The sequence below is a fragment of the Lactiplantibacillus sp. DA1 genome (assembly GCF_032681335.1).
Taxonomy (GTDB): Bacteria; Bacillota; Bacilli; order Lactobacillales; family Lactobacillaceae; genus Lactiplantibacillus.
Genome location: NZ_JAWHTQ010000003.1, coordinates 255511 through 279055, shown reverse-complemented (window position 1 = coordinate 279055; position 23545 = coordinate 255511). Strand labels below are relative to the sequence as shown.

Here is a 23545-nt window from a genome sequence, read left to right as displayed (position 1 = left end):
CATGATAACTTGTCGATTTTTTGTCATTTTTAATAAACAGTTGCTTACGCGTCAATCTCCGGTGCCGATCCAAGCTCTGCCTGAATCATCCAGATTTTCTTTTCAATTGCGGTTTTGAGACCAATGAAAATATCTTGGGTACTGAAGTCTTTTTCAACATCGGATACTTCAATGCCGTGTTGGTAAAGGTCTTCCAAGTAACGATAGCCATCAACTAAGTGTGCGAGGCGTTCTGGGGTTGTTTTGTCCCATTCACCAGGCCAGTCTTGAATCTTAGTGTTTTCGGCCATTTCTTTTAAGGTCGAGTAAGGACTGCCATCAAGCGCAATCAACCGTTCGGAAATGACGTCGAGTTGGCTGTCGATTTCTTCCATGAACTCATCCATCAAGGGGTGCAACTTCAAAAAGTTAGGTCCACGCATGTACCAATGCGTTTGGTGGATGATCATTGACATTTGACTCAAATCAGCAACAAGTTGATTCAATACTTCTTTGGTTTTCGTATATTTCATTAGATTGATCTCCTTTCGATATGCTTATTATAGCTTAGTAGTGACTTAATCTAAAACGTTATACATTGGTGAAATAAGTTATATAGGGCCAGTAGAATTAAGCTGGTTTGAAAAAATGGGTACGCTATATGGTGGTAGTTAGTGCTAATAAAAACGGCTACCGTATGGGGTAGCCGTTTTGGTATCTTAATCAGTGCTGAATTAAATTTATTCCCGTTTCTTAAACTTGTCTGCCAGTCCTAACCAACCCAATCCAGTAAACAACGTGGCCAGGATACCACCCAGTGTTGCGGCGTGTTCAGATTGCTCACTGGTTTGCGGTAATTGACCTGAATTGTGCGTAGTAGCCATTGCTGGTGCTTGCTGTTTTCCTGGTTGAGCCAGGGCACTGACTGGTGCAATCGGTGTTGGCTGTGGACTAGTCGTTGGCGACGATTGTGAAGTCGTAGTGCCTTGTGACACGGGCGCCTTTGCCAGTGACGAACTACCTAGTTGTGGTGCCGGATTTGGCTGCGGCGCTGGGTTTGGTTGTGGTGCCGGGTTTGGCTGCGGCGCCGGACTCGGCTGAGGTGTCGGACTCGGTTGCGGTGTTGGTTCAGGCTGAGGTGCTGGTGTCGGCGTTGGTTCGGGCACAGGTTCTGGTTCTGGACCCGGCGTCGGTTTCTCAGGCCCACTCGGCTCCGGTGTGTAAGTGTAAACGACGTGCTGAGCGGTAGTGCCAAAGGTTCCGATGGTTGGGCCGACAACTTTGTTGAAGACGTAGCCTGGGATTGACAACTGTTCAGTTTGATAGTTTTGACCAAAGTCGCCGCTTAAAACAATATCCGCGCGAAGTGGCTTTCCATCCGCATCTTGATAACTAACGATGACGGGCAGCACTGCTTGTTTTTCATAGACGTAAAGGACATGCTGCGGTTCCTTGGTAAAGCTGCCGGTCGCGTTAGTTGGTGTCTTGATGAGTTGATAGCCTGGAATCTCTAGCGCTTTAGTCTCATACGCTGCGCCGATTTCACCAGTGTGGGTGATGTCAGGTTGTAAGGTTTGCCCATCTTCGTCTCGATAACTGGCAGTCACCGGCTGTGGAATCTGCTTGGTATAGATGTAGGTGACTTGTTGCGGCTCCTTGGTGAAGGTACCAGTAGCATTGCCGATAGTCTTAACTAAGTCGTAGTCTGGAATCTCTAGCGCTTTAGTCTCATACGCTGCGCCGATTTCACCAGTGTGGGTGATGTCAGGCTGTAAGGTTTGCCCATCTTCGTCTTGATAGCTGGCAGTCACCGGCTGTGGGACTTGTTTTGTATAAATGTAGATGACGTGCTGCGGTTCAGCCGTGAACGTGCCGGCCGCGTTGTCAGGTGTTTTTGTGAGATCATAGCCTGCGATTTCGAGTGGCTTAGTCGTGTATGGATCACCTGCCAAACCGTTGCAAGTCGTGTCCGGCTGCAAAGGCTTACCCTGCTCATCCTGATAGCTGACTGTCACAGGGGCCCCAGCTGTTTTATCATAAACGTAAGTGACCGCTTGCGGTTCCGCACTGAAAGTACCTTGTGGGGCGCCTTGGGTCTCGACGTGGGTATAGTTCGTAATATCAGCCGGGGTGCTTTGATAATCTTCACCAACGAGGCCGGTCAATTCTTCCGAGTCGCGCAGAGCGGCACCGTTACGATCGACATGGTGAATGGTTACTGGGGCCGCTTTGGCTGCTAATACATAAGGCTGAAAGACATGGAACACCGGTGAACTGCCATCTGAGCCTTGAGCAACCAAATAAAAGTTTTTATCGTTTGGGACAACGTTGATACTGACCCCGTTAGTGACGAACTGACCATTGGCATCACCAGTGAAGCCTGGAATCTGTGGTACTAGCTGATTGAATGTCAACCCACCTTGACCATCAGGTACCACGTTACTCAGGTCTCCATTTACGGCTTTTCCCGCGCCGTTGAAGTAGAACCGGTAGTAGAATTGGCCGTTAGGAGTTAGTTGAACTGGCTTTAGAAGGGCGGCTTGCGATTTAAGGACAGCTTGCTGCCCGTTTGGTAAATAGAAGCGGTTCTTTAAGGTTGCACTGGTCGTGTCTTGATCGACATAAACGAGCGGTTCTAGAATTGTCTGCCCAACATAAGTAGTTGTCTTAAGGTTTGGTAAGTCTTTAAAGACTGACAAATCAGCAATATTGTTATAAGCGACGTCCAATTCTTGTAGGTTTGTCAAATGCGCAATCGGCGATAAATCACTGACACGGTTATGCTGAATATTCAGCACAGTTAATTTGGTCAGACCGGCCAATGGTGAAATATCAGTCACGTCGCCGTTATAATAACCGCCAAGTGCGTTGAGACCGTTATTGAGCCAAATGGTTTTCAGGTTCGTCGCATATTGCAGCCCTTCCAAGGAGTATGGTGTGTGACCATCAATATAAGTGTTTTCTCCATAGAATTGGGTTAATAATTGCATATCATCTTTAGTAATATCGTTAACAGATTTAAACTGATGATCGGGGAGTTTCAAAGCTTGTAACTCGCGCAAAATGGCTTCTTGAAGGTGCTTGTTCGGCATCCAAGTATCAATAGGTTCAGTCGGTGTCGTCGCTGTGGTCGCTGTGGTCGGCACGATGGTACCAACACTAGTCGCGGGCTTTTCAGCTGTCGTTGCCGCTGAAGCAGCTTCTGCGCTAGCTTGCTCGGCATATTCGGAATAGGCACTGAAAGCTAAGCTATTGATAGCACTGGTAATTTGAAAAGTAGTCGCTGCTGAAGTCGCATTGCTAGCGGACACGGTCGCATGCGAAGTGTCAGGTGTCGCGGCGCTTTCGGCACTAGCAGCACTAGCGTCGGCGGAATATGTGCTGGCAGCGATACTATTGACGGCGCTGGTTATCACGCTAGCCGAGGCGGCGCTTGCCTCACTAGCTGCCATCTTAGCACCACTAGTGGGCGCAGACGAACTGCTTGAAATGGCACTCGTCATTGGATGAATAATCTCTGAACCGTCAGATGCCTGACTTGTACTTGTAGTGCTTGCTGTAGCTGATTTTTCTGAGCTAGTCTCACTGGAAGTCGAAAGCGGCACTGACTCGGCAGCACTATCAGTTGTCGTCACACTAGTTGGGGCCGTGCTGTTAACTGCCGTATTATTAGTGACGCCTGGCTCAGCGGCACTAGCCGTCATGCTGGCTGCCGAAGTTAGTGCCGTGTTATTGGTGCTTGCTACCTCGACCACACTTGAACTAGGGTCAGTAGCGTGACCACTTGCCGCTGGAGTGCTAGCCATTGCCGGCATCAATGAGCCACTAGTAGCCGTTGATTTCGCGGGCATTGCTGCGTTACTGGTTGTAGTACTGCCAGCTGCGCTACTACCAGTTGTTGATGTTAAGGCAACTTGACTGCCGGATAGTGAGGTAGTTGGCACTGTTTGATGGACAGTCGTCGCAGCGGTAGTGGGTATTGTTGGCGAATCAGTGGCCGCAAAGGCATCCTGATTGGTCAAAATAACGCTAGCCAAAATTGTGGCCGCAATTCCAGTAATTAAGTGCCACTTCGGTGGGTTATTAGTGATAATTTTTTGCTTGTTCAAAATAATCATACTCCTTTTGATGATTGATTTAGACATAAGCACGCTAAATTAGTTAAAGTGTAGCACCATTATTTTGGCGGGTCTAGCTAGTTTGATGAGCGTCTTAGCACCTAGTTGTGAGTTGTGAATGGCCGACTGACGGTGCTTTCCAAAATTATAGGACAAACTGTTGTTTGATGGTACTTAACGCTGATATGGAGCTGAGTTAGAACGGATGGACATTAAGAAATGCACGCTGGTAGCGCTAAAATATTTGTTTTTTTAAAGCTTGGTGGTGGTTCGCGGCGACAAGTTGGTAAACTTGCCTAAGAATGCCCCTCAAGCTAGAGCTACTGATCAACTTGCGAGGTTGCGATGAATATCGCATTTATTGGTAGTCACTAAATTGCTTAGTTGTTGTACCAACGTGACGGCAGCGTAAAACGACCTTTCCGGATAACTTCTGGGAAGGTCGGTTTAGGTTTTATAAATAAGGGGTTAATGACTAACGATTGACTGCTGGTGCGTGTATTGCGCCGCGTGCCGACCGGAGTTGCGTCCAGAATAGAAGGCGTAACCAACGCAGGTTCCAGGCATGTTAGGACCATACGTATCACCAGTTAGTCCAGCGGCGTCGTTGCCAGCAGCGTATAGACCGGTGATCGGCTGACCAGCAGTGTCTAAAACTTCATTATTAGTGGTTACTTTGAGGCCGCCCATGGTACAAAAGGCACCAACATTGAGTTCAAAGCCGTAAAATGGACCTTGGGAAACTTTAACGAGATATTCAGGATTCTTGCCGAAATCATCGTCTTGACCATTATCACAATATTGGTTGTAAGTTTGAATGGAGTGGGTGACTTGCTCAACAGGTAGGTGCATTTTGGTCGCCAGTGCTTCAAGCGTATCGGCTTTAAAAATAAATGGTTTTTTCGTGGTCACAGCTGCATCGATTTCAGCCTGGAGCTTTGTCATTTTTTCGCCCCGCCGAACGTAAACACCTAAGCCCATGAAGTTCCCATCCTGAGCCATTTTGTTGATCACACCTTGGTCGAGAATGCTGAATACTTGGTTTTGGGTGTAGAGCGCGTTGCCGGCGTATGAGAAGTTATAAACGACAGCTTCATCGACAAATCGTTCCCCATGTTCGTTTAGCCAGAGCAACGGTTGCTGACCGGCCGCTGTTTCCATCTGGGAGGCCATGTACTTAAAGGAAGGTTCGCTCGGATCTTTGAGATAACCGCCAAAGAGCATCGCCATTCCCGTGCCATATTGTTGTGCACCGGCTTGCCACGCTAGCCGAAGACCGTCACCAGTTCCTTTACCTGAACTAACTGGAATTAAGCGGTGCGTGTCATAGTGGGTCAGTTTCTGCATCATGTCGGGATTATTGAGGTAACCACCGGTGGCAAGGATAACTGCGGCCGTATTGATGACTTGGGTCTCATTAGTGGCGGCACTTTGAATCGTTACACCGGTAATTGCGCCGTCAGTGGCTTGATGTAGCGTGGTGGCAGTCGTGGAAGTTAGTAGTTCGACCCCCAGCTTTTGTGCTTGTGGTTGTAAAACGTCATGTAAGACGGCTTGGCCCATTCCTTTATAAATATGCCACGTGGCTTCGCCGGCACCCATTGCTTGGACGCCTTCGTATTCGACACCTTGATCTTTAAGCCATTGCACCGTGTTGGCGCTATCGTCTAAGTAACGACGCCAGATTCGAGAATCAGCGCGATATTTAGAATAGTCGACTTCTTCTTTTAACACGTCAGTGGCGGAAACGTTGATGTTTTGGGCCCTTTGTAAGTATGAGTCGACGGCAAAGAGACCCTCAGTATAATTGCTGCTACCGCCAGTATGGCGCCCTTTTTCGAGTAATAACACGGATGCGCCGTGTTGTGCGGCTTCTAAGGCTGCCGCTGTTCCTGCTGCTCCGGTACCAACGACGACAATATCGTATGAATCATGTTTTGCTAACGTCATGTCAATTCCTCCAAACCGATTTGTTATCTAATGAGCATTTGACGGCTAAATTCACCATTACTATAATGAAGTAACCGCTATCACACCCTCATCATAGCGGGGGTATGGTGGTTAGCAAACAGACAATTTGGTTCGGCAGGCGAACCAATCGTGCGGATGGAGTTGAAGAAATGGATTTTGACCGGTTACAGACGTTTTTAAAAGTTGTTCAGTATGGTAGTTTTCAGCAAGTGGCTGCTCGTGAATACTGTTCACAGCGGACGGTATCAAAGCAAATGACCCAGTTAGAAAATGAATTGAAAGTGACGTTATTTGACCGTGGACAGAACAGGATTCGATTGACTCCTCAGGGCCGGCTATTTTGGGCATCTGCGCAGGATATTGTGAACAACTATACGACGGCCTTGACGGAGCTACGTCAATTTAATGTTCCTACTGATCAAATCTTACGAGTCGGCTATTTCTCAGCCTTTGAGCAGCAGCTCCTATTACCGGCCTTATACGACTTAAAGCAACAGCATTCGGGGCTGCAACTCGTTGTTCGGCAAGGGAGTAACGAGCATCTGGCGCAGCAAGTAGCTGATGGTTCACTTGATTTAGCACTATCGATTAATTATGGCCGTCCTGCCGTTACTCCAGAATCACAGTTAACAGCTGTCCCAATTTATCATAATCAAATGGTGATTGGGGTGAGCCGGTTAAATCCACTGAGTCAGTTGTCACAACTGCCAATAAGCGCGTTAACAACTTTACCAATTTTGTATTACAGTCCAGAAAGTTCAACCTTTTTATTAGAAAGTTTTTTGGCTAGTGCTCCGTTTATTCAAGACTACGAGCAAATTCGCCGAGTGCCGAGTGCGGAACAGATGCACTTGTTGGTTGCACTGAACCAAGCTTTGGCATTCTATCCTGCGGGGTTAGTGCCAACTGAGCATGATGAACAAGTCGCGTATTTGCCGATTACGGATGCTGCGCAACAAGGCTATGACATTGTGGCTTTGTATCGTAAACCGTTAAATAATACTAGACTGATGCAGTTAGTTAATAGTTTAAGCTGATAATGAGTCTGCCAATAAACGCAGTTTAATATTTTTTTGACAAAAATTAATCGTTTGAAGTTTTTTTCTTGACCTAGAGTTACTCTAGCAAACTATACTCAATCGTGAATTAAAAATTAGGAGGTCATTTTAATGAAAAAAACTTGGTTTATTACGGGTAGTGCACGTGGTCTAGGACGAGCAATGGTTGAACATGTACTAAGTAATGGTGATAATGTTGTGGCGACCGCTAGAAATACGGAACGTCTAGCAGATTTGGTAACCCAATATGGTCAGCAAATTTATCCGGTTTCATTAGATGTGACAGACGTCGATGCGGTTAATACAGCTGTCAAAGCAGCACTTGATCACTTTGGAACGATCGATGTATTGGTTAACAATGCGGGATTTGCCGATATGGACTCAGTTGAAGAAATGCCGTTAACCACGTTTAAAGCGCAGATGGATACAGATTTTTATGGTACTTTATATACTATTAAGGCAATTTTACCAGCAATGCGGAGTGCTAGGTCTGGTCGTATCATTAATATCAGTTCGATTGGTGGGCGTATCGGTGGTGCTGGATTAAGTGCTTATCAAAGTGCTAAGTTTGCGGTCAACGGATTAAGTGAGGTATTATCTCATGAAGTCAAACCATTCGGTATTCAGGTCACTACAGTCGAACCCGGTGGTATGCGTACCGAATGGGGTGGTGATTCCATGGATGCTACCAAGGGTGGAATATATCAAGAAACTGTTGGGCAAGCTATTCGTATGATTCACGACCAGTGGCATGAGGCTGGGGATCGCTATGTTAGTGAACCTGCTAAGGTGGCAGCGGCAATCGACACGTTGAGTAATATGGCAGAAGCACCAGTACACCTATTGATTGGAAAAGATGCGGAACAGGCTGCTCAGTTGCACGCAACGGCATTAGCTCAAAGTGATGAAAAAAATCGCCAGTTGACGGAATCGACAGGTAATATGTAAATAAAAAGTCATACCCATCGTTGGTATGACTTTTTTGCTTTGTCAGGTGTATGTTGCATTGCTTGACGGTAATTTTTAATTTTATTCGCAATAATCTGACGTTGATGTTGCATATCAGCTATTTGAGCGTCAATCTTGGTAGCTTGATCTTCAAGCATTGTTAAGCGCGTCTGGATCGTTGAGTTATCAGTAGTTGTAGTGAGTTCGATGTATTTTTTGACATCCGCAATGGGCATGCCGGTACTTCTGAGTGCAATGACAAAGCGAAGCCAGCCGACAGCATCTTCGGTAAAAACGCGTCGATTTTGTTCATTGCGATAAATGCCAGGAATGAGCTCGATTTTATCATAGTAACGTAAAGTGTATTCGGAAAGATGAAATTGTTTGCAGACATCACTCATGGTATATTCCATGTCAATTTTCTCCATATTAAGTTGAGTTAGGTAGGCGGGGCAATTAGGGCTAAAAGTTGTGAATACGCGGCTAACCATTGACTAGATCACGTTGCGTATAGTATAACGCAAATCAATCGTGCTTATGGCTTTTTTAGCCAGCTATAAGCACTGACAATAATAATTAGACCAGTCAACGTTGAGCGGTCAGCGAATAAGTATCGTAGTACTCATTGATAATGGTATTCTCAAGTGCTACCACAGCTGATGTGAGCTGCGGGGCTGGCGTAACAAGCATGGCTTGCAATTGGAAAACGCCACTTTCTCTGAGATAATGTTCACCTTGTTTCAATGTTAATTCGCCTAACTGAACCTGTTGTAAAATTCCTCGAATATTCAATTTATTTTGAAACATCAAGTATTCTGCGGAGACGTTGTCGATAATTAGATTTGCCGCCTGGGCGTTTTGATAGTATTGCTGGACATCACTAAAGTATTGCGAAATCGTCTGGTTGAGCCGGCGTGCTAGCCGGGGATAGGCTTGCTGCAATTCTTGTTCAAATAACGTAGTGGTTGATCCCATTAGTAGCCAAGCATTGAGTAAGGTTGGTAGTAAGTTAGTCGTATCTGCTTGAGCTGGTACTGGGTACTTTTGAGTAAACAGTAAGTGGCGATCCACAACAGCCGTGACAATTTCGTCTTTGTTTTTGAAATAAATGTACAGTTTGGCGCGGCTAATATTCATCATTTTAGCCAGATCAACCATTGAAAAATGGGTGAAACCTTGAATTAAAATAAGATGGTTGAATTTAATAATCAATTCCTTTTTCGGGTCCATTGCGAACACCTCCATAAAAATAATTATAACAAATAATTGACTAATTAGACACCATAAAGTATTATTTGTCTAAAATAATACTTTGGGAGATTATCATTGATGAAAAAAATTATTGTTACAGGTGGTACCGGCTTTGTTGCAGGGTGGGTAATTGTTGAATTTCTGAAGGCTGGTTATCAAGTCGCTACTAGTATTCGGTCGACTAGTAAAATCAAACAGTTAACGGCGACCTTTGAGAAGGTGGTTACATCGCAGGAATTGGGTAATCTAAGTTTTTTTAAAGCTGATTTAACCCAATCAGCTGGTTGGGTTGAAAATATGCGCGGTGCGCAAGGCATTATTCACGTGGCTTCACCAATGGGTAATGGGACGCAAACAGTTGATGAACTTGTTAACGTGGCAAAGAATGGGGCATTAACAGTGTTACGTGCGGCTAAACAGGCGGGTGTTAAGCGAATTGTGATGACGAGTTCGCAGGCCGTGTCAACACCCGAACACGGTAGTACTGCAGTTTTAGATGAAAGTTTTTGGACAGATGTTCATAATCCGGACTTGGATCCGTATCGTATTTCTAAAGTTGAAGCTGAAAAGGCCGCATGGCAGTATGCACGAAAGAATCAGTTGGCGCTGACTACGATTCTACCAGGTGCAATCTTTGGCCCCATCTTATCGTCACGAGCAGTTAGCTCGGATCGCATTTTAGGTCAGCTGTTGCATGGTATGCCGATGATTCCACATGTTCCACTCGAAATTTCGGATGTTCGAGATTTAGCGCATTTGCACCGGCTAGCTTTTGAAAATGAGGTCGCAGTCGATAAACGTTACTTGGCAGCTTCTCAGACTTTATCAATGGCAGCGGTTGTCCGTTGTTATCAAAATGAATTTCCCGAAAAGAAGCTCAAAGTCCGGATGCTGCCTAATTGGGGTACCAAGGTATTAGCTCGATTTGTACCTAGTATGCGGTCGTTAGTGCCAATGCTCAATCGGCGCTCGCGGCACACAACTAAAGCGGCTGAACATGATCTAGGTTGGACACAACATCGGCCTGAAGAGACGGTTATTGATGCGGCACATTCTTTAATTGATTTTGGCTTGGATCAATAGAACGTGACGGCTTACTAAGTTAAATGAATTGATTGAGGGCATTTGATTGAAACAAAATTATTATCCTGTCACGGTCTTTCCAGGTATAATAAAACCATTGTTCTCAAACTAATGAATTTATACAGGAAAGCGGGCCCAACATGTTTCAAGATATTCAACCACACGTTTTAAAAAATCAGAATGATCAGCAGCGGGCACCCCGGGCGGGCGATTATATCTTAATTGGTCGTCAACAACAGGTGCTTTTAACGAATGGAACCTTGCCCAAGTATGAAGATGTCGATACGGATTACGCGTTTAGTCCTGATCAGTATCAGTACTTGCTGGCTGTCGATCAAGCGGCCTTTTTCTGGGTCGATGTTGATGCGGTTGCGAATGGTAACTATATTGTCGGTACGACCCGAAATTTTCGGGACCTAACGCCGTCTTGGTTGGCTTTCAGCAGTGCGACGGCTGCCCATTTGGCTTGGTGGTATGATACGAAACGGTTCTGTGGGCATTGCGGTCAACCATTACATCCGGGCGCTACGGAACGGTCACTGGTGTGCGCAGCGTGTGGTCAGACGATTTATCCGACGATTATGCCTGCGATTATTGTTGGCGTGACGAATGGTGATAAGATTTTGATGACCAAATTTTTATCCGGCTACAATCATTTTTCATTGATTTCAGGTTATACCGAAATCGGTGAGACCTTTGAAGATACCGTTCGCCGGGAAGTCTTTGAAGAAGTCGGCCTTGAAGTTCATAATATTCGGTACTTCGGTAGCCAACCGTGGGCGCCATCGCACTCCTTACTGGCCGGCTATTTTGCGGACCTTAATGAGAACGTGGCAATTGAGCTAGAGACGGACGAACTATCGAAAGCCCAATGGTTCCAGCGTGATCAAATTCCTCATAATGATACGAATACAAGCCTGACATGGACGATGATTGAAGCATTTCGGCATCATCAGGAGAAGTAAACTTTTTTTGCATTGTCCCGAAAATTGAATGGAATTTTTAATGAGTGAATAAAATAGCGTGCTGAGGATAATCTAAATTCTCAGCGCGCTATTTTGGTATGATGGTCAAGTTTAAGACGACTTTCACTGTAAATAATTATGACTTGAAATGTCAGCAGTAGTGCTTGAAACCATTATTCAGCAAGTCATGGTAGGGTCACAAAGTGTGGTTACTTTACAAGACGGCATAAACTGATAATAATCAATGTTAGTTATATTAATAAAAAAGGGATGAAGCAGAATGGCACTACTTATTTCGACTGGTGTGTTAGTGGTTGCGGCAATGGTCAGCATTGTAATTAACCGCCGTTGGTTACCACGATTGTCAGTCAACTATGTGAGTATGTTTATTGGCGCATTGATCGCCATTATCCCGTTCTTAAATGGTTTTGTTGAAAAGTTCAATTCAGACATCTTTATTGGGCTGATTGTGGCACCGTTATTATATTTTGAAGGCCAAAATACGCGGCTGAATTTAGTTGGTCGTCACGTACGAGAAATTGTTAGTCTTACGGTCGGTATGGTTATTTTATGTGCAGTCGTGGCTGGACTCGGCACTAGCTTGCTAGCGGGTGTTGGACTACCATTAGCCTTTATCTTGGCTGCTATCAGTACACCAACTGACGCAACGGCTACCGAATCGGTGACAATGGGTCGGGTGCTACCGCAGCGCGAACAGACTAGTTTGAAATTAGAATCATTGTTTAACGACGCTTCGGGGATCATTCTTCTAAACATGGCGATTCTTTGGTATGTTAACGGTTATATTAATTATTCGCAAACCTTATGGGACTTTGCCTATTCAGCCGGTGGTGGGATTGTTTTTGGTGGCCTTGTAAGTGCTCTAATTGTTTATATTCGACAACTAATGTTGCGCTCTAAACTTAATTTTATTAATAATACGTATAACAATGGCACCCCGTTAAAAGTAATTTATTTAATGACGCCATTTGTATTGTACTTTGGTGCCGAAGCACTTGGTGTTTCTGGCATCATTGCCGTTGTATTTGCTGGTTTAGTTCATAACGCTGAAGGGGAGCGGAGTGCCTTAGCTAATCCTCAGCTCGCCAGTGATATTTATCAATTAATCGGCCTATTGAGCGATATTTTAAATAGTGTGGTCTTCATTGTATTAGGAATCATGCTATTGCGAACCGCGTTAGATCGTTCAGTCTCTTATAATGGTTCACTAGTTTGGATTGCGATTGGGGTCATTTTGTACGTGACCAATTTATTGGCGCGTTACGGTTACGTTCGATTTGTCCATCACGTTCCTAATCGGGAAGCGTGGGTATTTGCTTTGGGGGGAATCCATGGTGCCGTGACGTTTGCACTGGCCTTTACCGTGGCAGAAACGCAAGTTAAAACGGCTGATTTCAATCTAGTCTTAATGTCTGAAAGTTTATTGATCATTTTGAGCTTGTTAGTACCAACGATTGTTTTTCGCTGGCTATTGCCGAAAATTCAGACTGATACGGATGGTGCGGCCAAAATGGCGGCAATTCGGGAGCAGATGATTGAAGCCGGCGTTCATGATTTGTGGCAAATGCCGATTTCACAAGAATTTAAAGCTGCGGTGACGTTTGACCTGCGCTCACAAAACGGGCACACCACAATTCGACAGTTTATCTCGGAATGGCGTCGGATGGTCCAACATCCTGAATATACCAATGATGAAATGCGAGAACTAATGGTTATTTATCGACAAGTGTTTCAGACGGAACGCATTTACTTACAGCAACAATACGATGCGACACATATTATTAGTGAAGACTTGTTTAACCGCCTGTATCATGAAATTACGATGGCTGAGATGGTTGTGTTGGAGTACGGTGTGAAGTAAGTGAGTAATCCAAGACGGTTGTGATAAGTTGAAGTATGAATTATTGACTATCTCAAAATGTAAAGACGCGCCGAGACTTATCCACTGTGGACAAGTCTCGGCGTGTCTTTAGACTGCATAGAAACTTTCAATTATCAGTCATAAATATTAAGTTGGCTGTTAGTGCTTTAATCAATGAGAGATAATTTTGAACGTCAGAGGAGATTTTTTGTTAATTGTCAAAGCCTGATGGTTCATTGTAAGCAGGTGTAATTAGTTGTTTTGAAAATTCGTAAGTTCATCGATAAATTGCGCGAGTGGTTGACCGATAATATAATCATGACGGTAGATAAACGAAACTGGTAAATTTGCAAATGGTTTTGGCAATGTTACAGTTGATACTGCACCAGTATCGACATAGGGTTGAACCACGCGTTTCGGTAAGATGGTAATTCCTAATCCAGCACTGACACTGGCAATCATAGCATTTAAATAATCAAATTCAATCGGTTGCTGAAGTGTGATTTGTTGATTATCAAGCCAGCGCTCGAGGGTTTTTCGATAAGCACAACCTACTGGAAAAACCAGGATTGGACTATGCTGAATATCGACATTTGGTACATTGGCAGTAATCAGGCAAAGTGATTCTTGCATTAATGGTATTACTGACAAGTCGGTTGTGCTAATTTGACCACCGATAATAGCGCCATCGAGTTGATAATTCAGTACACTCTGAGTACTAGCTAGCGTGGTACCAGTTTGAATGGTTAGTGCGACTTCAGCATATTGCTGATGATAGTGTGAAAGAACTTGGGGCAAAAACGTCGACGCGGCTGTTTGAAGGGTGCCGATTCGGATCTGTCCTCGAATGTCATTCGGATGCTGGATGTCAGCAGTGATATTATCGGTGAGCCGGACGATTTTGATGGCCTGTTTAAATAATTGCTGACCCGTAGCTGTTAAAATAACTCCCCGATTATTACGATAGAATAGTTGGGTGTTCAAGCTAACTTCAAGCTGTTTGATCTTGGTTGAAATATTAGATTGTGCGTAGCCAAGTTGGGTCGCTGCGGCAGAGATGCTACCCGCTTGAGCGACAGTAATAAACATGGTTAATGTTTCTGTATTCATAATTAAATACTTCCTAGACATATTGTTTTGAGATGGTTAACTTCTTATTTTCGTAGTTTATTATATATCAAAAGCGACTTACAATAAATTTATTCAATAAGAAAATGAGGTCAAGTAAAATGAAATTTGCTACGGTTAAGGTGCAAGGACTAAAGATGTTTTATCGGGAAGCTGGGTTACCAGATAAGCCAGTATTCCTGCTATTACATGGCTTTCCAACGGCTAGTCATTTATTCAGGAATCTAATGCCAATACTGGCTAAGGACTTTCACGTGATTGCACCTGATTTCATCGGTTTCGGTCAGTCAGCTGCACCGGCCCATGATAAGTTTGATTATACATTTGAGAATTTGACCAACTATGTTGAAGATTTCTTGACGATCATGAATATTGATAAGTTTTACATGTATGTCTTTGATTATGGGGCACCAATTGGTTTTAGTCTTGCTGTCAAGTACCCGGAACGGATTTTGGGGATCGTGAGTCAGAATGGCAATATTTATCGAGAAGGCCTAGGTGCCAAGTGGGGGGATCGTGAAGCTTATTGGCAACACCCAACGGTGGCTTTACGGAAAAGTTATCAGGCTGCTTTCAAGCCGGCAACGATCATCGGACAATATAAGGATGGCGAGCAACCGCAGACGGTCTCACCAGACGGCTACAATCTAGATATTTTTTATACCAGCTTACCAGATTATGCGGAGCGCCAGTCCGATTTAATCTTTGATTATCAAAATAATGTGAAAAACTATCCCGTATTTCAGCAGTATGTGCGCACTTATCAACCAGAGATAATCGCGGCGTGGGGCAAAAATGATCCGAGCTTCGTCTACCAAGGTGCACAGGCTTTTGCTAAGGATGATGCTAATGCGGAAGTTCATTTATTAGATGGTGGGCACTTTGTTCTTGAGACTCATTGGCAGGAAATTGGACAACTGATTTTGGATAAGTGGGGGAAATAGTAAGTGGGTAGGATATGACTTGTAAATTGAATCGTTATTTCAATGTAGCTGCCGTTCCAGTAATGGCAGCTTTTTATATACTTAGTTAATGCTGACCAAGTTTTACCTGCTAAAAAAGAACATGCGTGCATATAATAATTTATAAAAGGACTGGTGATGAGCATGGAACGAGTCGTCCCTCGTGAGAAGTGGTTATATGATAATCCCAGTATGATGAAGTGGATAGCTGGATTATGACGGGTTAGAGTGCCTACAGTGAAAGTCAGCAGCAATAATACCGTCAAGTGCCAATACAACCAGAAATGCCTGTCGATAAGATTGATCAAGCTTTACAAGTCAGCTGGCAAACGTACGCGGTAATACTCGGTTGGCTGGATATTTTGATGCATTATCAATACGTGGTGGAGTTTGGTGGTCAAGTACTGGGATTTAATGTCAATCAGATCTATTTACAATTATCGGTAGCCCAATTAAAGGCAGTGTATCGTGAAGATATTCGCACCGTTCGACTGGTCACGACTGAAGGGTGGAATCATGACGACATTCTTGGATGATCCCAGTCGGTTACGGTTCGAGATATTATGTGTATGGATTGTGAGCGCTTTTTTACAAGTGCTGAAGCCATTCGATAGGGCGATTATCCGTTAGCGGCCAAATTCTCAGCTCCTGGTTTGCTTACTGACGCTATGAGGATATTCCCGAAACGGTCTTATTCGAAATTATTGACCAAGTCGTGATATTACTACGAAAGCACACTGCTCTAGATGAGACAATTGGAATGTTCGTGGGCTTTGCCACGCCAGATGAACGTGGGTGGCATGGCTGGAGTGCGCCGACAAAAGTTGATTCAACCAATGTAACGGATAATTTGATTCGTGCGGTCCAATATTCATTTGAAACGCGGTGGCCGGGCAACTATTTGTGGATATAGTAAGAAGCTTGCCGGAACAGCCGTGGAACGGTCCACACTATTGGGCGGAAATCAAGCGTGAGTAGCGTCTGATAATTAGTATAGTTGCCGTGGAATCGGTGTCTTCAGATTGACACCAATTATTGTTTATCATGCCCGCCATTACATTCTAAAACAAAGTAGTCACAACGCTTTTGATGAGTACTACTTGATAAATCTTGCAGAAATTCGATGTTTGACATGACAAATAACAACCAAAATTTTGATTTTTCTTGTAAAACCCAGGAGATGTTTGTTTAAATCATCGAAATAGTGCTAAATCCGAGTAACTAGGTCCATATTTAATCGATTAAAGCTAAAAAAGGAGGCCCGAATGAGTGAAAAATTGCAAATAGCTCTCTTTTTTGAGCTTTTATAATGGAAGTCGATTTTATGAATAAATTATTAATAATAATGTTATAATTATATGGTGAACAAGGGTAATGATATTGTTCGTTATCTAATTATTAATGATAAAGGTATCAGCGCGATATTAGGTTTGTTTTTTATACTCAAACATTGGATGAAAGGTTGATGACTGAGTCGTTAGCGCTTAATGAGGGGCGAGGATGATTAAGAAACAATGGTGGATTCTCTGTACTACAATAATTTGCTTTCTAAATTTATCGTTATTGACAGCTTGAACTAATGATATCAGTACTGCAGGGTCACATTTCAGCAAGGTTCCACAATTTCTTCATCAGAACACCAGCGGTCAATAATTAAGCAAAACAAGGGGGGAAGCACGGCTCAAAACCAAAAATAGCCCGTATTATATCATAACTGTTGTGCAGGCTAATCGTTGGCAAGGGCGGTTGCCACAGTCTAGTGAGCAAGTGTGTCAATGGCTACTAGCTGTATTAGGTGTTCTACTATTGGGATTGCGAATGATTGCCGGTTACTATATTTATAAATGTAAGCGTTATCAAAAAACTAAGGCTAAAAGACTAAGGTGTCACATAAGTATTTTTGATCAAAAGGAGGTGGTTAGGTGCGACGGCTATGCAAAGTACTAATGTTAATTATCAGTGTTGTTTTAGGAAGTAGTGCGCCATTAAATATGGCAATACCACCGTTATTGGCGCTGGCCGCGACAGACACTAGTAGTTCTTCGACGACGAGTAGTAGCGCAATTAGCAAAGTTACTGATACCAATGTGATGGCTGTGAGTGCGGATGTGACGAGTACAACAGACACATCTGATACGGGTGGCTCCGACAGTACGGCGGCAACTAGTACCACGGCAACTAGTACCACGACGAGTGATGATACCACTGAGACGGCAGACACGACAGGTACGGCAGTGGAATCTGGAACTGTTGGGACGGTAGCATGGACCATTGATGACGCAGGGGTGTTGACACTGAGTGGTGGTAGTTTTGCTGATTTAACTGGTAAACGTTCGCCTTGGAATGATTATGCTTCATTGATTACGAATATAAAGATTACGGATGAAATTACGGTCACAACGGCTTCGAATTATGCATTCTTGTTTGCTAGCTTCGCTAACGTAACAACAGTCACAGGCTTGAACAAGCTTTCGATGAGTGGTGTAACTAGTACAAAGTATATGTTTTATAGTAATCACAAGTTAACTTCAGTCGATTTTGGCCAGACCGATTTTTCAACAGTGACTACTATGGAATCAATGTTTGAAGGGTGTGATGTGTTAACTAAAGTAAATACTACGAACTGGGATGTCAGTCATGTAACGAGTTTTAAGAAAACATTTTATTTGTGTAAGCAACTCACTATGCTTGATGTGAGCAAGTGGGACGTAACACAAGTAACTAATTTAGAAAGTACATTTTCTGGCTGTTCTTCACTGCTTGAGTTAGATGTCAGTCGCTGGAATACGGCACAAGTAACCAATATGTCTGCTACTTTTATGGACTGTTCTTTGGTAACTGAACTTAATGTTAGTGGTTGGGATACAGCGAAGGTAACTAGGATGTTTCGAATGTTTTTTGATTGTGAAAATGTCATCCAACTAGACGTTTCTGGATGGATTACTTCCCAAGTAACTTCACTGGGGGGTATATTTCAAAACTGTTCTAAAGTAGTAACGCTGGATGTTGGTACTTGGGATACTAGTAAGGTTACGGATATGTCATTTTTATTTGGAGGATGCAGTTCTTTAACGACTTTAAATCTTGAAAAATGGGATACTGGTTCTGTAACAACTCTTTATTCTACCTTTTATAACTGTTCTGGGTTGACTAGTTTGCTGGTTGATACTTGGGATACTAGTAAAGTTACAAATTGTTTTTGGACGTTTGGCGGTTGCTCATCATTAACAACTCTCAATCTTCGTAGCTGGGATCTTCAATCTGCTACCGCCAGTTACGGGAATTTCTTTTATGGTTCAAAAAAATTGCAGCATTTGACACTAGGCCCTAATTTTACGTTTCATAATGATAAGACGATGTACTTGCCAGAACCAAGCAAACAGCTACCATACAATGGGACGTGGCAAAGGAACAATGATGATCCAACCTATACGTCGGCGGAGCTAATGGCTAATTATGATGGCGCAACCATGGCGGGGACCTATAACTGGGTTAAGACAAGTGGAACGGTGCTTGTCAAATACGTAGACGGCGATGGTGTTGAAATTGCGGATGAAGAGACGTCATCCGGGACATCAGGTGATGCTTACCAAACAACGGCCAAAACGATTGATGGTTATACGCTTCATACAACGCCAACTAATGCAACTGGAACGTATGATGCTTCGACGATTACAGTAACCTATGTGTACGATGGTAACTTATTCTTCAATTCGTCACCAACAATGCTCGATTTTGGCAGTCATACAATATCGGGAACAACTGAAACTTATGCGCCTACTCTGGATAAGACACTTGCGGTTCAGAACAATGGGCAAATAAGTTCAACCTGGAATTTGACTGCAGAACTTGATAGTTCAGGCTTTGTGGGAGCGAACACTGGAAAAATGTTGTTGGCTACATTATATTACCAGACTGATGATGGAAAAATGACCTTGTCACCTGGGGTAGCCGTACAAGTCTACTCACAGACAACGACTGATCATAAAAGTGTTAATATTTCGGAACATTGGTCCAACAACGTAGGGTTGCTACTAGAAGTTCCAAGTGGAGCTGCCATGGCCGACGCATACCAAGGCAAAATTTCTTGGAGTTTAGATAATACCGTGGTCAATAATTAATTAGTAATTCATAGTCGAAAACACAGTTTAACTTGAGATGGTGGGCACTTGGTTCTTGAGACTCATTGGCAGCAAATTAGACAACTGATTTTGAATAGGTGGAGGAATCGAGACTAGTATTGGCCGCGACCTTCAAATTGAATATTTGCCTTAAAACGGTTGCCATTTTTTAGTGATGGCAACTGTTTTTGCCAGAATAAGTTGTAGTGGTATAGCGGTTTCCAATTTGTGACTTGAAATTGAGTATAAGTGGAAATTTAATTGCTTGACTTGTCATAGTATTATTGCTTAATTAGTTGGTGGGAATAATCGCAAGCAGTATGTAAACAGAATGACATTTTTGTAAACGCTAAGCATTGATTGTCCCAGCAAGTTTTTTGGAGCAAATACAAAAAACTATTAACCACTATGAAATAATAATGTTATAATTATATGGTGAACAGGTGAAATGGTGGTAGCTGTTATCTATTTCTGTGTGCGAACCTTAATGTCTAAAATGTTGGGTTCACATTTCAACAAACTGTCCACGAAAGTTTAACGATTGAGTAATCAAGCCGTACTTGGAGGCGATTGTCATCAAAAAACGCTGGTTAGCATGGTTAGTTTGTATTGTTGGTATTATCTGTGTCAGCGTTACGCCAACAATGGTTGCTGGAGCCGCTGATACTAGTACAGCGCAAGTAACATTTCAACAAACGACCGCATCTTCAACAACGAATGCTCAAACAACTGAGCGGCAGGATACCACAACTAAAGCGGTCAGGCGACAAGGTAGTAATAAAAATGTAACCAAAACTGGCCGGGATTATCAAAAAAATAATTCCCAAACGACTCAAGTCTCGGCTTGGCAGAAGTACTTACCACAAACAGATGAGCAAGCTTGTCAATGGCTGTTAGTAATGATGGGACTAGTATTATTAATATTATTATTGCTGGCGGCATATTATAGCAATAAATGTGAACGCTATCAGCATTCAATATTACATGAATAAGTGGTATGACAACCAATGTTTAATTAGGGGATGATTGGGTGCGTTGGCGAATTTCAAAATTAATGATTTTAAGTATTGGGTTTGTTTTAGGCGGAAGCGCGCCACTAAGTACGGTTGTGCCCGCATTAGTAACACAGGCTGCCTCAACAGCATCGACGGCTTCATCATCGTCGGCCGACAATACTGCCGTGAGCAAAGTTGCAGCTACAAACGTGATGGCGGTAAGTGCTGATACGACGAGTACAACTGATAGCAGCAGTGCATCAAGCAGCTCTAGTAGCAGCGCAGCTGACAGTAGTTCTAGCTCAACCAGTAGTACGGAAGCGAGTGATACAACTAGTACGACTGGCGAACTACCGGCTTCGGGAACGATGGGAACAGTGTCGTGGACTATTGATAGTGCTGGTGTATTAACGTTAAGTGGTGGCAGTTTTTCACCTTTACCAGCAAACGCGTCACCTTGGGCGGATTATGCGACGGCAATCACGAGCATTAAAATAACGGGCCTGATTACGATCACAACAGCGCCAAATTATGCCTACTTGTTTTCAAACTTAACAAACTTGGCAACGATTACGGGTCTCAGCAATCTATCGATGGATGGAGTCACTAGCGCCAAACAGATGTTCTACAAGGATGCTAAGTTGACATCAGTTGATTTTGGTCAAACTGATTTTTCAACCGTTACTGATATGAGTAGCATGTTTGATGGCTGTACAGCCTTGACATCGATTGGTGACACCGATGATTGGCAGACGGGAAATGTCACTGATATGAGTCGGATGTTTGCCAGCTGCACTGCTTTAACTAAAGTAGGAACGAAAGGTTGGGATGTCAGGCGGGTGACTAACATGAATTCGATGTTTATTTCTTGTTCGAATCTTGCGACTGTGGATGTAAGTGCCTGGAAAACAAATAGCTTAACAATTGCCCGGTATCTGTTTAGTGGTTGTAAAGCCTTGACAACTCTTGATGTAGCTGACTGGAGCATGGCGAAAGTGACTGATTTTGAAAATATGTTTGCTAGTTGTGGCAAATTAGTGACTTTAAATGTTAGCGGGTGGAACACCAGTGCTGCGGTTGATATGTCTTACATGTTTCAGAATTGTACGGCCTTGACAACACTAGATGTTAGTGGTTGGAACACATCGGAGGTTACAAATCTAGCTAATACATTTCAAGGTTGTTCAAGTCTCACGCAGCTCGACATAAGCAATTGGAATATTGGTAAGGTGGCTAGCTTAGCTTATACTTTCACAGGCTGTAGCAAAGTAACCACATTGGATATTGATAGTTGGGATACTAGTAGCGTAACGACTATGGATCATACATTTTATAATTGTGTTGCCTTGACGAGTGCCAATGTAAGTAATTGGCAAACTAGTAACGTAACAACAGTAGCTGATATGTTTGCTAATGATAAAGCGTTAACTAAATTGGATTTGTCAGGTTGGAATACCAAGCTTGTGACCAGTATGCAGGAAGTATTTATGAATTGTACTGGGCTGACAACGTTGGATTTGTCAGGTTGGGATACGAGTAAGGCAACCACGTATACGAACGTCTTTGATCGTGATACTAATCTTCAGCATCTGACCCTAGGTAGTGACTTCACTTTTCATGGTGATAGTACGATGGCCTTGCCAACACCTAGTAGCACTGCTCCCTATACTGGTGAATGGCAAAAGGGTACCAGTGGTGAGACGTATAAATCGGCTGACTTGATGTCAAGTTATGACGGTAGCACAATGGCGGGAACTTATAACTGGGCGAAGGTTGGTGGTGCAGTGACTGTTAAGTATGTGGATGAAGACGGAACCGAAATTGCGGCCGAGCAAACGCTATCTGGAACAGCGGGTCAGGATTATACAACGACTGCTGAGGACATTACTGGTTATACACTTAGCGTGACACCGGATAATGCCACTGGGACATACGGTGACGAGCCAATTACAGTGACCTATATCTATGCTGGTAATTTATTCTTTAATTCGACACCAGCCACCCTCGATTTTGGGAGCCATGCATTATCAGGAACAACTGAGACGTATGCCCCAACACTCGATAAGTTGTTGGAGGTTCAGAATAATGGTAAGTTAAATTCGACATGGAATTTAACGGCTGAACTTGGTAGCACGGGCTTTGTCGGTGCCAATACTGGTCGCACCCTAGGAGCTACGTTGTATTATCAAACCGGAGACAATCAAACAGTATTATCTCCGGGGGTAGCTGCCCAAGTTTATTCACAAACAACGACTAATCATGAGGGCGTCGATATTTCCGGTAGTTGGTCCGATAACGCTGGGTTGTTACTGAAGGTTCCGAGTGGTGCGGCCACGATTGATGAATATCAGGGCACGATTTCGTGGAGTCTAAATGATACCGTGGCTAATAATTAATTAGTGATTCATAGTTAAAAACACAGCTTAACTTGAAAGGAAGCGTATTGTAATGAAAAAATTCGTTTTTGGATTAATGATTTCTGCAGGACTTTTGGGAGCCACGACGGTGGTGGCTAATGCTGATACTTCGACAGGTGATGTAACGTTTACTGGGGGAACACTGTCAATGAGCGTTGATACCACTAATTTGGCTTTCGGTAGCAATGCAATTACCTCAAGTAATGCCACCTTAGATGCTACGACTACCCCAACGGTTACGGTAAGCGACTTGCGTGGGACTAGTGCAGGTTGGACCTTGACAGTTGCTCAGGGGCAACAATTCAATACAGCCCAAGATGGAACTGGCTCAGCTTTGACGAATGCGGCTTTGACAGTTGCCGGTACTGAGAGTGATTCGGCAGTGACGAATGGCAGTACTACGTTAGCGCCGGGGACGACTGAGGCCGCAGGTGCAGCCGGGACCGTCGCTTCTGCTAAAAATGGTACTGGTAACGGAGATTCAACGGTGACATTTAGTGATTCTAAGTTGGCTGTTCCCGGAGCAACCACTAAGTTAGCTACGGGTTACACCACTACGTTAACTTGGAACTTAAGTGACACACCAGGTAACTAATCTAGATGAATAGAATACTAACCGAAATTGGCCATGGTCAATTTCGATACATAATCTGAGAGAAAAGGCGTG

The 23545-nt window shown here is 43.6% G+C and carries 18 protein-coding genes; 12 read left to right on the top strand and 6 right to left on the bottom strand.

Annotated features, from left to right (window positions below; all coding sequences use genetic code 11):
- Positions 1 to 44: 44 nt before the first annotated feature.
- The 3 genes from RXV91_RS06340 to RXV91_RS06330 form a co-directional block, all read right to left on the bottom strand.
- Entirely contained in the window at positions 45 to 512 is a 468-nt protein-coding gene (locus RXV91_RS06340; protein ID WP_316439172.1) for a DNA starvation/stationary phase protection protein, read from the bottom strand.
- Positions 513 to 719: 207 nt separating this feature from the next.
- Complete coding sequence (locus RXV91_RS06335; protein ID WP_316439171.1) at positions 720 to 4088, bottom strand: MucBP domain-containing protein; 3369 nt, start codon at positions 4086 to 4088, stop codon at positions 720 to 722.
- A gap of 477 nt (positions 4089 to 4565) precedes the next feature.
- On the bottom strand, positions 4566 to 6047 hold the full coding sequence (locus tag RXV91_RS06330; protein ID WP_316439170.1) for an FAD-dependent oxidoreductase: 1482 nt from the start codon (positions 6045 to 6047) through the stop codon (positions 4566 to 4568).
- A gap of 170 nt (positions 6048 to 6217) precedes the next feature.
- Here RXV91_RS06330 and RXV91_RS06325 point away from each other — a divergent pair, with 170 nt between their 5' ends.
- Both RXV91_RS06325 and RXV91_RS06320 read left to right on the top strand, forming a co-directional pair.
- Positions 6218 to 7105 carry a LysR family transcriptional regulator gene (locus RXV91_RS06325; RefSeq protein WP_316439311.1) on the top strand — a complete coding sequence of 296 codons (888 nt, stop codon included), beginning with the start codon at positions 6218 to 6220 and terminating at the stop codon, positions 7103 to 7105.
- Between the two features lie 132 nt (positions 7106 to 7237).
- On the top strand, positions 7238 to 8074 hold the full coding sequence (locus tag RXV91_RS06320) for an SDR family NAD(P)-dependent oxidoreductase (RefSeq protein WP_316439169.1): 837 nt from the start codon (positions 7238 to 7240) through the stop codon (positions 8072 to 8074).
- 8 nt (positions 8075 to 8082) lie between these two features.
- Here RXV91_RS06320 and RXV91_RS06315 read toward each other — a convergent pair whose 3' ends face one another.
- Together RXV91_RS06315 and RXV91_RS06310 are read right to left on the bottom strand one after the other, a co-directional pair.
- Positions 8083 to 8502 carry a MerR family transcriptional regulator gene (locus tag RXV91_RS06315; RefSeq protein WP_316439168.1) on the bottom strand — a complete coding sequence of 140 codons (420 nt, stop codon included), beginning with the start codon at positions 8500 to 8502 and terminating at the stop codon, positions 8083 to 8085.
- 157 nt (positions 8503 to 8659) lie between these two features.
- Complete coding sequence (locus RXV91_RS06310; RefSeq protein WP_316439167.1) at positions 8660 to 9304, bottom strand: TetR/AcrR family transcriptional regulator; 645 nt, start codon at positions 9302 to 9304, stop codon at positions 8660 to 8662.
- A gap of 99 nt (positions 9305 to 9403) precedes the next feature.
- Between RXV91_RS06310 and RXV91_RS06305 the strand changes: the two genes are divergently transcribed.
- The 3 genes from RXV91_RS06305 (at position 9404) to RXV91_RS06295 (ending at position 13255) form a co-directional block, all read left to right on the top strand.
- Positions 9404 to 10408, top strand: coding sequence for an NAD-dependent epimerase/dehydratase family protein (locus RXV91_RS06305; protein WP_316439166.1), 1005 nt, complete (start codon positions 9404 to 9406; stop codon positions 10406 to 10408).
- Between the two features lie 140 nt (positions 10409 to 10548).
- The gene (gene nudC, locus RXV91_RS06300; protein WP_316439165.1) at positions 10549 to 11373 is read left to right on the top strand and encodes an NAD(+) diphosphatase; all 825 of its coding nucleotides are present in this window, start codon (positions 10549 to 10551) and stop codon (positions 11371 to 11373) included.
- 280 nt (positions 11374 to 11653) lie between these two features.
- Positions 11654 to 13255 (top strand): sodium:proton antiporter, encoded by a 1602-nt coding sequence (locus tag RXV91_RS06295; RefSeq protein WP_316439164.1) that lies wholly within the window; start codon positions 11654 to 11656, stop codon positions 13253 to 13255.
- A 252-nt stretch (positions 13256 to 13507) separates the two neighbouring features.
- Here the strand turns inward: RXV91_RS06295 and RXV91_RS06290 are convergent, their stop codons facing one another.
- Positions 13508 to 14365, bottom strand: coding sequence for a LysR substrate-binding domain-containing protein (locus RXV91_RS06290; protein WP_316439163.1), 858 nt, complete (start codon positions 14363 to 14365; stop codon positions 13508 to 13510).
- Positions 14366 to 14484: 119 nt separating this feature from the next.
- Here RXV91_RS06290 and RXV91_RS06285 point away from each other — a divergent pair, with 119 nt between their 5' ends.
- From RXV91_RS06285 to RXV91_RS06255, 7 genes are all read left to right on the top strand, one after another.
- The gene (locus RXV91_RS06285; RefSeq protein WP_316439162.1) at positions 14485 to 15327 is read left to right on the top strand and encodes an alpha/beta hydrolase; all 843 of its coding nucleotides are present in this window, start codon (positions 14485 to 14487) and stop codon (positions 15325 to 15327) included.
- A 284-nt stretch (positions 15328 to 15611) separates the two neighbouring features.
- Positions 15612 to 15881 (top strand): hypothetical protein, encoded by a 270-nt coding sequence (locus RXV91_RS06280; protein WP_316439161.1) that lies wholly within the window; start codon positions 15612 to 15614, stop codon positions 15879 to 15881.
- 179 nt (positions 15882 to 16060) lie between these two features.
- On the top strand, positions 16061 to 16258 hold the full coding sequence (locus tag RXV91_RS06275; protein WP_316439160.1) for a hypothetical protein: 198 nt from the start codon (positions 16061 to 16063) through the stop codon (positions 16256 to 16258).
- Between the two features lie 1033 nt (positions 16259 to 17291).
- Complete coding sequence (locus RXV91_RS06270) at positions 17292 to 19466, top strand: BspA family leucine-rich repeat surface protein (RefSeq protein WP_316439159.1); 2175 nt, start codon at positions 17292 to 17294, stop codon at positions 19464 to 19466.
- A 560-nt stretch (positions 19467 to 20026) separates the two neighbouring features.
- Positions 20027 to 20458, top strand: a complete 432-nt coding sequence (locus RXV91_RS06265) for a hypothetical protein (RefSeq protein WP_316439158.1) — start codon at positions 20027 to 20029, stop codon at positions 20456 to 20458.
- A gap of 62 nt (positions 20459 to 20520) precedes the next feature.
- Positions 20521 to 22857 (top strand): BspA family leucine-rich repeat surface protein, encoded by a 2337-nt coding sequence (locus tag RXV91_RS06260; protein WP_316439157.1) that lies wholly within the window; start codon positions 20521 to 20523, stop codon positions 22855 to 22857.
- Between the two features lie 52 nt (positions 22858 to 22909).
- Positions 22910 to 23473, top strand: a complete 564-nt coding sequence (locus RXV91_RS06255; RefSeq protein WP_316439156.1) for a WxL domain-containing protein — start codon at positions 22910 to 22912, stop codon at positions 23471 to 23473.
- The last annotated feature ends 72 nt before the right edge of the window (positions 23474 to 23545 follow it).